The 13632-nt window shown below is 47.1% G+C and carries 11 protein-coding genes and 1 tRNA gene; 2 read left to right on the forward strand and 10 right to left on the reverse strand.

What is annotated here, in order from left to right; translation table 11 throughout:
* Window positions 1–4 precede the first annotated feature (4 nt).
* From carB to IV71_RS05135, 9 genes are all read right to left on the reverse strand, one after another.
* Window positions 5–3184, reverse strand: coding sequence for a carbamoyl-phosphate synthase large subunit (gene carB / locus IV71_RS05095; protein ID WP_010690772.1), 3180 nt, complete (start codon window positions 3182–3184; stop codon window positions 5–7).
* Window positions 3177–4262 carry a carbamoyl phosphate synthase small subunit gene (locus IV71_RS05100; RefSeq protein WP_010690771.1) on the reverse strand — a complete coding sequence of 362 codons (1086 nt, stop codon included), beginning with the start codon at window positions 4260–4262 and terminating at the stop codon, window positions 3177–3179. The genes carB and IV71_RS05100 overlap by 8 nt, the downstream gene beginning before the upstream one ends.
* Window positions 4263–4272: 10 nt before the next feature.
* Window positions 4273–5535, reverse strand: coding sequence for a dihydroorotase (locus IV71_RS05105; protein ID WP_010690770.1), 1263 nt, complete (start codon window positions 5533–5535; stop codon window positions 4273–4275).
* Entirely contained in the window at window positions 5536–6456 is a 921-nt protein-coding gene (locus tag IV71_RS05110) for an aspartate carbamoyltransferase catalytic subunit (RefSeq protein ID WP_029489777.1), read from the reverse strand.
* A 324-nt stretch (window positions 6457–6780) separates the two neighbouring features.
* A complete protein-coding gene (locus IV71_RS07950) occupies window positions 6781–7509 on the reverse strand; it encodes a DUF975 family protein (protein ID WP_234781178.1) in 729 nt (242 codons plus the stop codon).
* A 101-nt stretch (window positions 7510–7610) separates the two neighbouring features.
* Window positions 7611–8981, reverse strand: a complete 1371-nt coding sequence (locus IV71_RS05120; protein ID WP_010690767.1) for an amino acid permease — start codon at window positions 8979–8981, stop codon at window positions 7611–7613.
* Between the two features lie 424 nt (window positions 8982–9405).
* A tRNA-Lys gene (locus IV71_RS05125) sits at window positions 9406–9479 on the reverse strand.
* Window positions 9480–9560: 81 nt separating this feature from the next.
* On the reverse strand, window positions 9561–10112 hold the full coding sequence (gene rpoE, locus IV71_RS05130) for a DNA-directed RNA polymerase subunit delta (RefSeq protein WP_010690766.1): 552 nt from the start codon (window positions 10110–10112) through the stop codon (window positions 9561–9563).
* A gap of 43 nt (window positions 10113–10155) precedes the next feature.
* The gene (locus IV71_RS05135; RefSeq protein WP_010690765.1) at window positions 10156–10578 is read right to left on the reverse strand and encodes a YwiB family protein; all 423 of its coding nucleotides are present in this window, start codon (window positions 10576–10578) and stop codon (window positions 10156–10158) included.
* 66 nt (window positions 10579–10644) lie between these two features.
* On the opposite strand from IV71_RS05135, the gene IV71_RS05140 reads away from it, so the two are divergent.
* The gene (locus tag IV71_RS05140; protein WP_029489776.1) at window positions 10645–11997 is read left to right on the forward strand and encodes an HD domain-containing protein; all 1353 of its coding nucleotides are present in this window, start codon (window positions 10645–10647) and stop codon (window positions 11995–11997) included.
* A 102-nt stretch (window positions 11998–12099) separates the two neighbouring features.
* On the opposite strand, the gene IV71_RS05145 is transcribed toward IV71_RS05140, so the two are convergent.
* Entirely contained in the window at window positions 12100–12951 is an 852-nt protein-coding gene (locus IV71_RS05145; protein ID WP_010690763.1) for a hypothetical protein, read from the reverse strand.
* A 108-nt stretch (window positions 12952–13059) separates the two neighbouring features.
* On the opposite strand from IV71_RS05145, the gene IV71_RS05150 reads away from it, so the two are divergent.
* A complete protein-coding gene (locus IV71_RS05150) occupies window positions 13060–13605 on the forward strand; it encodes a TetR/AcrR family transcriptional regulator (protein ID WP_010690762.1) in 546 nt (181 codons plus the stop codon).
* Window positions 13606–13632 lie beyond the last annotated feature (27 nt).

Below are 13632 nucleotides of genomic sequence, written 5' to 3' on the forward strand. Positions count from 1 at the left end.
CGTTTCATTCTCCTAATGCTTGGCTATCGAGGTCAGCGCTTGAAATGGTCATGGCCTGGCAGTAGGCCATGAAGGTGTCGAGGGCGGTCAGAATGGCAAGGCCGTCGTTCATGGCGAGTTCCCGAACCCGCGCTTTGGCTGCGTTCTTTTGTTCAAGTAGTTCGTTCGTATCAACCACCAAATCGACTTTTCCAGAAGCAAAACAGTCAATCAACGCTTGTTCATCTGCAATGCGTTCAACCGGCAGCTTTTCTTTAGCTAAAAAGTCAGCCATTGAGCCGGACGCTTGAAAGTGATTGCCCCTTTCAGCAAGTTGCCGTAAGGCGGGTAAGGCCTCCCGCCTTTCTTTTTCGGACAAGTCCAGATACAGACGTGCCCCTGAGGTTAAGTCCGGTAACTTTGCCGAGAGAAAGGCTTTTTTCAGGGCTTCTAAGTAGCTGTCCCCCGATCCAATGGCTTCCCCGGTCGATTTCATTTCAGGGCCAAGCGTTTGGTTAATTTGTGGTAACTTCTCGAAAGAAAAGACAGGTGCTTTGACATGAACTAACTTGGATTCTTCAGCCAGTCCGGAAGTGTAGCCTAAACTCTTCAACGAATGACCAAGAGAAACCAGGGTAGCCAACTGTGCCATCGGCACCTTCGTGACCTTGGAGAGGAAGGGAACCGTTCTTGATGCCCGGGGGTTCACTTCAATGACGTAAGGTTCCTGGTTGTGAATCACAAACTGAACGTTCATCAACCCAACCACCTTCAAGCGCCGGGCCAATTTAGTTGCCGCTAGAATCATCTTTCCCTGAATCTCTGAGGATAGATGCTGGGGTGGATACACAGCCATTGAATCACCGGAATGGATCCCCGCTCGTTCAATGTGTTCCATGATGCCCGGAATTAACACGTCTTGCCCATCGGAAATCAAGTCAAGCTCTGCCTCCTCACCCGTCAAATAGGAATCAAGTAAGACCGGATGCGTGCGGGAGACTTTTACCGCTTCTTTCATGTAGCGTTTTAGTTCAGCATCGTTTTCAAGCACTTCCATTCCCCGACCACCAATCACGTAAGAAGGACGAATGAGCAACGGGTAGCCGATTTGTTCGGCAGCCTGCTCCGCTTCTTCAACCGTTGTAGCAGACGCCCCTTCTGCCTGGATTAAGCCCAGTTCGTCCATTACCTGATTAAATAAGTCCCGGTCCTCGGCCTGGTCAATCATGCTAAGATCCGTTCCTAAAATTTTCACGCCAGCCTTGGCCAGCCCTTCAGCCAGGTTAATGGCCGTTTGTCCACCAAACTGAACCAGTACTCCGAGCGGCTTTTCAAGGTCAACAACGTTCAACACGTCTTCAATCGTCAATGGTTCAAAGTAGAGCTTATCGGAAATGGCAAAGTCGGTCGAAACCGTTTCAGGATTTGAGTTTTGGATGATGGCTTCAAAGCCGGCTGCCTGCAGGGCCTTTACGGCGTGAACGGTGGCATAATCAAATTCCACTCCTTGACCAATTCGGATGGGTCCAGAACCAAGTACCAGCACCGATGGTCGATCAGTTTTCACTGATTCATTCTCCTTCTCATAGGTGGCGTAGTAATAAGGGGTTTTCGATTCAAACTCACCAGCCGCCGTATCAACCATCTTATAGACTGGCCGAATCCCGGCCGCTAAACGCCGTTCACGTATGGCTGTTTCACTGGTGTTAGCGAGCTTTGCCAAAGTCGCATCCGAAAAGCCATAGACTTTCGCCTCTTCCAACAAACGATTGTCTGCTGGCTGTTGTTGAAAAGCCCGTTCAACTTCAACAATGTGTGCCAACTTATCCAGGTAAAAGAAGTCAATCTTCGTGATGTCGTGCAGGCTTTCAAGGGACTGCCCCCGCCGAATCAATTCGGTCAAAACGAAGAGGCGGTCTTCCTGAGCAGGCATCAAAACTGCCAGCAGCTCCTCCGTCGAACGATTCTGGTAGGCTTCCCCCAACAAATCCTTCTGGTCGACTTCTAAAGAACGAACGGCCTTTTGCAACGATTCTTCAAAAGTCCGGCCAATCGCCATGACTTCACCGGTGGCTTTCATCTGAGTCCCCAGGGTCCGGTCAGCGGCTGGAAACTTATCAAACGGAAAGCGCGGTATCTTCGTGACAACGTAATCCAAAGCCGGCTCGAAAACGGCCCAAGTGGTCTTCGTAATCGGATTTTTAATTTCATCCAAAGTCAACCCGGTGGCAATCTTAGCGGCCATTTTGGCAATCGGATAGCCTGTTGCCTTGGAAGCTAGGGCAGATGAACGAGAAACGCGGGGATTGACTTCAATGATGTAGTAGTGGAATGATTCTGGATCTAGCGCCATTTGAATGTTCACGCCCCCCTCGATTTTCAAGGCGCGAATAATCCTCAAGGCGGCGTCCCGCATCATTTGGTACTCACGATCTGCCAGGGTTTGCGTTGGCGATACAACAATTGAATCACCGGTATGGATACCGACTGGGTCCACGTTTTCCATGCTAGCCACAATCAAAGCGTTGTCCGATCGGTCACGCATGACTTCAAATTCAATTTCCTTAAAGCCAGCAATGGACTGCTCAATCAACACTTGATTAACTGGTGACAGATCCAGACCATGGGTCGCAATGACCTTCAGTTCCGTTTCGTTGTGAACAAATCCACCCCCAGAACCTCCCAGCGTGTAAGCGGGGCGGACAACCAGCGGAAAACCAATTCTTTGACCAATCGTCATGGCTTCCTCAAGGTTTTCTGCAATGGCAGATTGCGGAACAGGTTCCTTTAATTCATCCATTAAGTACTTAAACAGTTGGCGATCTTCGGCCTGTTCAATGGCCTTCAACTTAGTTCCCAGCAACTCAATGTGCATTTCTTCTAGTAGCTTCGAATCAGCCAGTTCCTTAGCAAGGTTTAAACCAGTTTGCCCCCCTAGCGTTGGCAGAATGGCATCAGGCTCTTCTTTTCGAATAATCTTCTTCAAAAAGTCTTTTGTCAGGGGTTCCATGTATACCCGATCAGCCACTTCTTCGTCCGTCATGATGGTAGCCGGATTTGAATTAACTAAAACAACTTCGTATCCCTCTTCCTTTAGGGCGAGACAGGCTTGGGAACCGGAGTAATCAAATTCCGCCGCCTGACCAATTACGATGGGCCCCGACCCAATTACTAGAATTTTATGCAAGTCGTTACGCTTAGGCATGCCCCACTCCCTCTTTCATCATGGTAATAAAGTTGTCAAAAATATACTCGCTATCGTGTGGTCCAGGACAAGCATCCGGGTGGAACTGCACCGAAAAGGCCCGCTTGTTTTTCAAACGAACCCCCTCAACAGAACGGGCATTAATTTCCTCATGGGTAATCTCCAAATCAGTGTTGATTAAGGAGTCGGCTGCAACCGCATAGCCGTGGTTTTGGGAGGTGAAGTGCTTGGCCTGTTGGTCAATGTCCCAAACTGCATGGTTGAAGCCGCGGTAGCCGAATTTCATTTTATAAGTGGTCGCCCCGTTTGCCAGTGCAAAGAGCTGGTGTCCCAAACAAATTCCAAGCAGCGGGTAGGCGTCTTGTAGTTTTCGAATTAACGGGTAGGCAAAGGCGTATTCCGTTGGGTTGCCCGGACCGTTTGAGAGCAGCACCCCGTCCGGATTCGAAGCAGCAACGGTTTCAAAGTCGGTATCAGCGTCAAAAAGGGTCACAGCAATCCCGCGTCTTTCTAAGGCTTTCAAAATCGAATTCTTCATGCCAAAGTCAATCAGTGCAACGTGCAACTGCGCGTCTTTCTTATCAAGTTGCGCCACTGCCTGTTGCTGTTCCGCACGACGAGTACGGAGAATATCTTCGTAATTTTGGGCAAACAATTCATCGATGCGCTGTTGGTTCAAGTCATCAACCAACACCGCTTTCATCGAACCCTGTTCGCGGATTTCTTTGGCCAACTTGCGAGTATCAACTCCCTGAATACCAACGACCCCGTTTTGTTCAGCATAGTCAGCCAGTGACATGACCGAACGGAAATTTGACGGACGGCGGGCCAGTTCCTTAACGATGATGGCATCAACCGCCGGGTCGTCCGCTTCATTATCATCCAAATTGATGCCATAATTACCGATTAAGGGGTAGGTAAAAACCATGCTTTGGCCATAGTAGGATGGATCCGTCATGGTTTCTTGATAACCCGTCATGCCCGTTGAGAAAACCACTTCCGTCAACAGTTCCTTTTTTGCACCAAACCCCTGGCCCTGGTAGATTGAGCCATTTTCCAAAACTAAATAGCGTGCCATCCGATTCTCCTTACTTCTCAGAAAAAACTTCTTCCCCGTTCACAAAAGTTCGCTTCACTCGCCCGTGGACTCGTTCACCCGCAAAGGGTGTGTTGCGCCCCTTCGAATGGAAGTCCGCAGGGTTAATTCGGAAAGCCTCTTTTTCATCAAAAATCACCAAGTCCGCTGGGTCGCCCACTTGCAACCGTCCAGCATTACTTAGCCCAAACGCTTCGATTGGCTTTTCATTCAACCAAGACACCGCCGTTTGCAAATCAACCAAGCCACTCGCCACAAAGCGTTCGTATACTAACGCAAAAGTCGTTTCTAACCCAACAATCCCGAAGGCGCAATCTGCCATGGACCCTGCCTTGTCCTCTTTCGTATGGGGCGCATGGTCCGAAGCAATCATATCGATGGTGCCGTCCAGCAAGCCAGCGATCAATGCATAACGGTCTTCCTTTGTCCGAAGTGGTGGGTTCATCTTGAAGTTGCTATCGTCACCCTTAATCATGGATTCATCCAAGAAAAGGTGGTGCGGCGAAACTTCCGCTGTAATCGGAAGGCCGGCCAATTTAGCCTGTCGAATCAATTCAACCGAGTACCTACTTGAAACATGAGCAACGTGGTAACGAGCACCCGTTGCTCGGACCAGTTCGATGTCGCGAGCCAACTGCGTACTTTCAGATAGCGCCGTTAATCCCGGTAGATTTAACCGTTTGCCAGCCTTCGGATCAACAACCCCACCGTTTGCTAATCCGTTATCCTCCAAATGGACAGTTAACACCCCACCGACTTTGCGGACATCCTCCATGGCCGAAAGCATCGTTTTGGCCTCCTGAATCCCATGCCCATCGTTTGAAAAGGCGGCGGCACCAATTGCCTTTAAGGCGGCCATTTTGGTTAAGCGGTTTGAAGTTAATTCTTCAGTAATGGCGGCGATTTGTCCGACTTTGACAAGGCCCTTCTCACTGTTTAAAGCCAACTGCTTCTTCAACTGCTCTTCTTGATCCACCACTGGCAAAACGTTAGGCATGGCCAAAACAGTGGTAAAACCACCGGCCGCCGCGGCCGAAGACCCAGTAGCAATCGTCTCCTTCTCCGTCAATCCCGGCTCACGAAAGTGAACATGAACATCGACAAGACCAGGGATGACCGTTAACCCTTCAGCATCAATAATTTCGGCCCCTGGGCGAGCAGCGACAGCTGAACCAATTCCTGTAATCCGACCGTTCTCGATAACGATGGCTGACAATTCGCCATTTATACGGGCATTTTTGATAATTTTGTCCATTTATTCTTTCTCCAACAAATCGCGTTCTTCCAAAATTCGGGTTAGCATCGCCATGCGGGCATAAACCCCGTTGGCCATCTGATCAAAAATTCGAGATTGCTTACTCTCAACCAATTCATCATCCAATTCGATCCCGCGGTTAACCGGCGCCGGGTGCATGATGATGGCCGTTTTCTTCAACCGTTCAGCACGGGCCTTGGTTAACCCATACTGTTGGTGGTAGTCATTAGCTGTGAAAGTCGCACGACCAGCCTGCCCGATTCGTTCCAATTGGACCCGTAGGCACATGCAAACATCCACATCCGCTAGTAAATCGTCTAATTTTTCGAAGGAACCGAATGGTGCTAACTCTTCCGACCACCATTCTTCTGGCCCCGCAAAGCGAATGGACATCCCCAACTTACGAAAAATTTTGGCGTCAGAATTAGCCACCCGCGAATGGCTGAGATCACCGACAATGGCCACTTTCAGCCCATCAAAGTGCCCAAATTCTTTTTTAATCGTCATTAGATCCAACAACGTTTGGGAGGGATGAACACCAGCCCCGTCACCAGCGTTCACAAGCGAAAGATGGAGGTTGCGATCCGCCACCAATTCTCGATACCAACCAGTTGCTGGGTGTCGAACAACTGCGATGTCCATGCCGATGGCTTGTATCGTCTTGATGGTGTCTTCTAGGCTTTCCCCCTTCTGTACTGAGGATCCAGCGACACTGATATCGAAGCGACTCAAACCGAGCCGGTGCTCAGCCATCTGAAAGGAAGTAACCGTCCGGGTCGAGTTCTCAAAAAAAAGATTCGCGATGCGAACATCCCGCTTTAAAGTCGGAGCGTTCTTTCCCTCCTGATACATCAGAGCTAAATCAAGTAAATCATTTAGTTCCCGTATCGATAGCGTATCTAAATCCACTAAGTTTTCCATTTCAGTTAACATAGCCCCCGTTTCATCCGACAAAAAAAGCCCTGATCGTTGATCAGAGCTTTGTCATTAGATATCATATTGAGTTATCCGGCTACTTTTACTTTTTATTCGCTAAAAAGGCTAGTCTTTGCCCATCATCTTGATGGACGCCACCCATTTCGGGCGTGGACAACCGCAATCGCATACCTTGGTGATTCTCTGATCAACATTAAAGGTGTGATTCGATTTTTTATAGCTTATCATTTGCCCGCCAAGAACACAAGCAACAAAATAAAAACCTTTCAAAGTTTAGTCAAACTCTGAAAGGTTTCTTTGATTGCTGTCTTATGCCACTTCGCCGTTCTTTTCGGCCAAGTCCTTTTTCAAATAGTCATAAAAGCCGGCGTATGTCAGGTACATGTAAGGAAGCAAAATCACCATTCCTAATCCAAATACCAACTCAGCCAAAATCCCCCAACCAATGAAGGACAAAATCAGAACAAAGTATTCCCATTTGTGTCCATCCATCAATTGACGAGAACGCGTGATGGCATCACGGAAGCGAATATCTTCACCAGCAGCCTTGGCATCCTTGAAAACAAAGAAGGCTTGTGAATATGCCAATCCCTTAATAATTCCGGGAATAAAGAGGAGCAAGGTCCAAAGGAAAGTCCAAATAAACTGAAGAATGGCAACCCCAATCGTTCCCCAGAACAGTCCCTTTTGCTTGTAGGCATTGATTGATTGCAAGAATGGGTGTGCCTGCTTTTCACCAGAACGATAAAAGTCCAACAATGAATACATGGCAGCGGTTCCAGCAATAAAGGCCAAAAGGCTCATAATGGTTCCATTGCTTACATTCATGAGTGATGGCACGACAAGGGTACCACTTGCATGGCCATCACTCCAATTAGTAGCATAGCTCGTGGCTACATTGGTAACTGAATAACTTTGATTGCCAATCCAACTAAAAATAACGGCGGGCAACGTAATCAAAATCAAATAAATCCAATTGCCTGCCATTCTTTCCTTGGCTTGCGCCTTAATTTGACGGCGTACTTCTTTTTTTGTCATCTTTCCCTCCGAAATTTTCATCAACATGTTCCAATGTAACATGTCGAACAAGACTTTGCCAAATAAAAAAACGCCCATTGGACGCTCTTTACAAATTCTTATTAATCTTTGCGGTGCTTGATGAAGTAAACCACCAAGACCAAGGCCAGCAATGAGAAACCAATCAAGAGTGGAATCTGCGTATCTGGGTTGATGGTCATGAAGACCAGGGTGATGATCAGCATGAACATGGCAAAGTAGTTTGAAATTGGCGACAAGGCCAACTTGAAGGGGTGTCCCTTCAGGTACTCAGGGTGTTCCTTCCGGAACTTAATCTGTGACCAGAGGATAACGAACCATGGCACCATTCCTGGCAAAGTCGAGGCCGAGTAGACCATCACAAAAATCTTTGATGAATCATGCCAGATCAATGGCAGTATGGCGTTTAAGACAATGCCGAGCAGAATTCCGGCCGACATGGCCAAAACCGCTACTTCAGGGACACGACGCTTTGACAGCTTCAAAAACTTGGGCGAAATTTCCTTGTTCATGGCCAGCGTGTAAAGCATCCGGGATGAAGAGAAAAGACCGGAGTTTAAGGCCGAAATGGCCGCCGTCATCATGACGAAGTTAATGATTCCAGCCGCAGCTGTAATTCCAACACGAGCAAAGGTTTCAACGAATGGTGATCCCACTTGGTCCAACTGGTTCCATGGATAAATCGTGATAATCACAAAGATTGACCCAACGTAGAAAATCAGGATACGGGCAACAATCGACTTGATTGATTTCACAATGGCAACCTGTGGGTCCTTAGCTTCACCAGCCGTGATTCCAATCAATTCAATGGCTTGGTAAGAAGTCATGACAATGGACAAAGCAAACATGAAGCCCTTAATGCCACCAGCAAAGAAAGAACCGTGTGACCAAAGATTTGAAAAGCCAAGGGGATGCCCGTGGTTCCCAACTCCGAACAAGATGACCAAGAAGCCCAGGATAATCATGAAGATAATCGTTAAGACTTTAATCAAGGAGAACCATGACTCCATGGAACCATAAGCCTTCACCGTCACCAGGTTAGCGGCAGTTAATGTGGCAAGGACAATCACGCCGGTTACCCAGGAAGGAATGCCTGGCCACCAATATTCGAGATAAACACCAACGGCGATGGTTTCAGAGATTCCAACCATCAACCATTGAATCACGTTCGCCCAAACCGTTAGATAGCCAGCGGCCGGATGAATGTAATGCTTGGCGTAATTGGCAAAGGAACCAACTTCTGGATCAATGTAGAGCATTTCACCCAAAGCACGCATAACGATATACAAGACCAATCCTGAAATTAGGTAGGCCAAAATAACGGATGGTCCAGTCCAGGAAATGGTCGATGAAGCCCCCATGAAAAGGCCGACACCGATGGTGCCACCCAGTGCAATCATTTCCATTTGGAAAGAAGAAAGGGATCGATTCAATTCTTTATTATTTTCTGCCATAAAAGACACTCCTGTTGATTTTGTGTTAACAAAAAAGGCGTCCCTAGCCAAAAAGCCAGGGACGCTATCGCGTGGTACCACCCAAATTTGCTACGTTAACACACGTAACCTTAATCTAACCGAGGTAACGGTTGGTCAGACCGGGCATACTTTCACGCGCTACTCGTATGTCATTTATAAGAGGTAGTCTTCACTTAGCCTGACCGTCATTCTCACCAAACATGACGTCGCTGAATGTCTTAGCTAACTTACTCGTCCTCTTAATGTTGTGTCTATCATAAATGAAGGTTAAATGAAATGCAAGACTTTTTTACCGATAAATGATAAATAAATGAAGATGGCTGTTTTGAAAACAAAAAGCGTCCGACATTTCTGTCGAACGCTTTTTTGGAAATCACCCAAGGTCTCCTGATAAGAATATCAGTGCTTCCGCTCGGATTCGAACCGAGGACCTTGGGATTAAAAATCCCCTACTCTAACCAACTGAGTTACGGAAGCAATCAGTGCTTAGCACAGTAATATAGTTTACAGAACAGCTTTCAAAAATGCAAGAGTTTATCGCAATTTTTTATTAAAAAATTACTTCTCTTCATCTCCATCCGAAAGGTCATCCAAATCATCCGTACCAGCCAACTCAGTCAAATGCTCGTCGATGGATTCATCCTTTGAATCTTCATCATCAGCATCGTCGTCATCGTCTGTCTTTTCATCTTCAGGGACGTCGTCAAAGTCGTCGTCTTCCGGATCATCGTCGTTGTAATCGATAACGTCATCATCATTGGCGTTGTCGGCAAAGACGTTGACCTTCTTGGCTGCCTTCTTTTTCTTCTTAGGCTTTTCTTCTTCGTCATCGATTTCGTGAATTGACTCATCGATGGCATCAACTGGATACCAAGCACGCAATGCCCATTCGTTGTTTCCAAGGGAAATAAATGAACCGTCCGTGTTCAAATCCGTGTAGAACTGGGACAAACGAGAACGGAAGCTCTCCTCATCAACACCCAGGAAGTTTTCAATGGCTTGAACTAAATCAGCAAAGGCCATGGCCTGCTTTTGTTCGGATAGGATCGCCGTGGCGATTTCCACCAGGGCCATTTCTTCTTTTAGTTGACCGTTTTCAATTTGTGACATGGCTTATATCCTTTCGCACTTCTAACTAGTTAACTATACTGAATTATTGAGCAAATTGCAAGGAGACCTGGTACTGACCCACCACTTCGCCGTTGGCTGACAAACTATAGGCGAGTTCAACCTGTCCCATTCCAGAAACTGCATCGATGTCGATGCGCAAAGTCTTGGTATTGGTGCCAAGTAGCATCATACCGGCAGCCGTTTGGTAGGGTTGATGATCGACCAGTCCTTTTTCAAAAACCAACCGTGTTTTCAGCACGTTTGTTCTGGTAATGGCCAAACGGTCGGGCTCAATTTTAACGAGCACTTGTGTCACTGGTTGTTCAGGCAGTTCTTCGTCATAGGTCAAGTACCAAGAGGCACCCTTTTGAACCAGTTGACCTGTCGCCTGAACTTGGTAGGATTCATCCCCGCCATCCTGAAAAATCTTTGAATCAAACGTTACGTTCACTGCTTTTCCGGCCATTATTCCCCTCAATTTTCGCAAGTTTTCATTATTTCTATTATAATAGGTATATTGACGAAGGGAAAGGTGAAACTTTTGGAAAAATTGCCGCAAGAAAAAGTCCTCCGGGACCCCATTCACGACTTCATCCACATTCAAGATCAACTCATTTTGGACTTGATTAACACCAAGGAATTCCAACGACTCCGTCGGGTTCAACAACTTGGCGTTGCCAACACGATTTTTCACGGTGCTACCCACGACCGTTTCGGCCATTGCGCGGGGGCTTATGAACTGGCCCGACGTGTAACGGATCACTTTGCCCAATACTATGCTAGCAAGGACGCAGATGACGGCCTCTGGAATCCTGAAGAGCGTCTCGTCACCTTGGCAGCCGCGTTGCTACATGATGTCGGCCACGGTGCTTTTTCGCACACCTTCGAACACCTCTTTCATACTGATCACGAATCGATGACCCAACAAATCATCACAGGCGATACCGAGATCCATCAGGTTTTGTTACAGGAAGGACCCGACTTTCCTAACAAAGTCGCTTCGGTGATTGCCAAGACATACCCCAATCCTCAAGTGGTCCAACTAATTTCCTCACAATTAGATGTTGACCGAATGGATTATCTGCTACGCGATGCCTATTACACCGGAGCTAGTTATGGGGAATACGACCTTTCCCGTATTTTACGGATGCTTCGCCCTTACAAGGGCGGTATTGCTGTCGATATTGGTGGGATGCACGCCGTCGAATCCTACCTCGTTGCGCGATACCAAATGTACTTGCAGGTCTACTTCCACCCCGTGGCACGTGGTATGGAAATCCTACTCGAGCACATTCTCGGCCGTGTCAAAGAATTATTAGCTGAAGGCGAAGAACCCAATTCACTGGTTGGCCCATTGCTAGCCCCCGTTTTCCAACCAGATCACGACCTGACGGTGAGTGAATACCTTCGTCTCGACGATAACCTCTTCTTAACGGCGATTAATGGCTGGCAGGATGCGGATGATACCATTCTGGCCGATTTGTCTCAACGTTTCTTGAACCGCAAGCCCCTCAAATCCATTCAAATTACGGAGCAGTCGGCACCACATCTTGACCGTTTGGAAAAGATTGTTAATGAAGCTGGCTTCGATCCACGTTATTACACTGCTCGTAATGATGCTTATGACCTTCCGTATGATGATTACAAACCAGCTGCTAAGAAGCCCAGAACGCAGATTGAATTGGTCTTAGCCGATGGCAGCCATCGCGAACTTTCCGAATTATCGACTCTAGTTGGCGCCATCAAGGGGCGCGCTTCGTTAGACCAACGCTTCTTTTTCCCACGTGAGATGCTCGATAATGGCCCTGACGACCTCTTCACTGAACTACACAACGACTTTAAATCGTTCATCAGAAACGACACCTTTATTCCGGGTGAAGATTAAAAAACAGGCTTAACAGCCTGTTTTTTTATTGATGACTTTGTCAGGTAAACAAAAAGACTACTCGCCAATCAAACAAGCAGTCCTTTTTATAATATTGACTATTTATTCTTCGAATTCTTTGGCCATCTTCTTAACCGCCAATGGCAAGATAAGCTTTTGCCACCAGTTGGGTTTCTTGTCCTTAGCAATGTGCAGACCGTTGTTAAATTCGACCATCAAATGCCACTTATGCCCCTCTAGAATTTCATCGGGCGCGCTTGCGGGTAGAAAAACACCGAGCTTTACGTGCAAGCCGTTTTGCTTGCCCTTAAATTGGTGCATTCCGATAATCTTCGTGTCCTTCATGTTGTGGGCCAAGAGGGTCTTTCCAATCATGACCATGTCCGTATCGGCATCCGGCTTAATTGGTCGGGCCACTCCCTTTCCCGGCACCAAGTGCAAGTATGACGGGTCCTTGTACATTCCAAAGGTTTCCACGATGGTCTGCGTCCCACCCTTACCGGCTTCGAAATAGTAGTGTTCTGGGTGAATCTTGGATGGCAAGTAGAGATCGTTTTCCTTGGCCAAGGACATGTTAAAGAGCATGAATTGAATCAACGAAATGTTTTCGGTCTCGACTTCAACAATTGCCTGCTTCATTGGTTTCGAATCGTCAGCCCTATCGGCAATATCTTCCCACATGTGGTCGGCCCGCAAGAGTTCATCCTTGTAGTAATCAAGCATGCCCTGTTTCCCAACGGCTTCCTTACTTTGCGCTAGGAGTTCCTTTGCTTCTTCAAGGGACATTTCCAAGGCATCTTCCACTTTGTATTCTTGTCCGTTCATCTGTAAGGGAATCTGCTTTTCGCCAAATTCCTTGAAGACTTTGTGATAACGGCTCAATTCGACGTCGTGAATTTGTTCTTCCGTGACGACTTGACCATCGATTTTGAATTGAATCTTATAGTCTGACATCTGCACCCCTCCAACTGTCTCATTTGTGTCTTTTGATTACTTCAAGTATACTAAGTCCAATGAAAAAAGATAGTCTTTTTGGCTAAGTGGCACAAAAGGAGAAGCGACGTGACAGAAAAAACAATCAAGCGGACCGAACAGGTTAACCAAACCATGGCCATGCTGACTGAAGCCCTCACCAAGCTAATGGTTAAAAAACCCTTGGATCAAATCACCATCGCCGAATTAACCGAAGAAGCCGGTCTAGCGCGGCGGACTTTTTACCGGCATGTTAAAACAATTGACGACTTACTCACCATCAAAGTCGAACAAATCATTACCAAACTCTACCAAGAAGTTGAGTGGCATAGCCAGACTTTTGAAGACGTCTTAAATAAGGTCTATCCGGCCCTTTTGAAAGACAAGACCTTCCTGCTGGCCCTAGCCAAGAACAACCGAGAATACCTGCTTCAAAAAGTAATTCTAAACGAACGAGAACAGAGTATCATCCAACTGCCAAAAGAGCCGGTCTACGACCTAACGGCCTATTTTGGAGCCGGTGGCATTAGTTCGGTCATCATTTACTGGATTCACCAGGGCTTTAGACAAAGTCCAGAGGAAGTCGCCAAGGCTAACCGACAATTAATTCAGCACATCAAACGTATTACACAATAAAAAAAACACCCTTCCGGGTGTTTTTTT

The organism is Fructobacillus fructosus KCTC 3544, assembly GCF_001438695.1.
Lineage (GTDB): Bacteria > Bacillota > Bacilli > Lactobacillales > Lactobacillaceae > Fructobacillus > Fructobacillus fructosus.

Coding starts and splice junctions, on each gene's coding strand:
- IV71_RS05145 (WP_010690763.1), bottom strand. CDS start 12,951: ATGTCAGACTATAAGATTCAATTCAAAATCGATGGTCAAGTCGTCACG.
- IV71_RS07950 (WP_234781178.1), bottom strand. CDS start 7,509: ATGACAAAAAAAGAAGTACGCCGTCAAATTAAGGCGCAAGCCAAGGAA.
- IV71_RS05105 (WP_010690770.1), bottom strand. CDS start 5,535: ATGGACAAAATTATCAAAAATGCCCGTATAAATGGCGAATTGTCAGCC.
- IV71_RS05110 (WP_029489777.1), bottom strand. CDS start 6,456: ATGGAAAACTTAGTGGATTTAGATACGCTATCGATACGGGAACTAAAT.
- carB (WP_010690772.1), bottom strand. CDS start 3,184: ATGCCTAAGCGTAACGACTTGCATAAAATTCTAGTAATTGGGTCGGGG.
- IV71_RS05120 (WP_010690767.1), bottom strand. CDS start 8,981: ATGGCAGAAAATAATAAAGAATTGAATCGATCCCTTTCTTCTTTCCAA.
- IV71_RS05100 (WP_010690771.1), bottom strand. CDS start 4,262: ATGGCACGCTATTTAGTTTTGGAAAATGGCTCAATCTACCAGGGCCAG.
- IV71_RS05135 (WP_010690765.1), bottom strand. CDS start 10,578: ATGGCCGGAAAAGCAGTGAACGTAACGTTTGATTCAAAGATTTTTCAG.
- rpoE (WP_010690766.1), bottom strand. CDS start 10,112: ATGTCACAAATTGAAAACGGTCAACTAAAAGAAGAAATGGCCCTGGTG.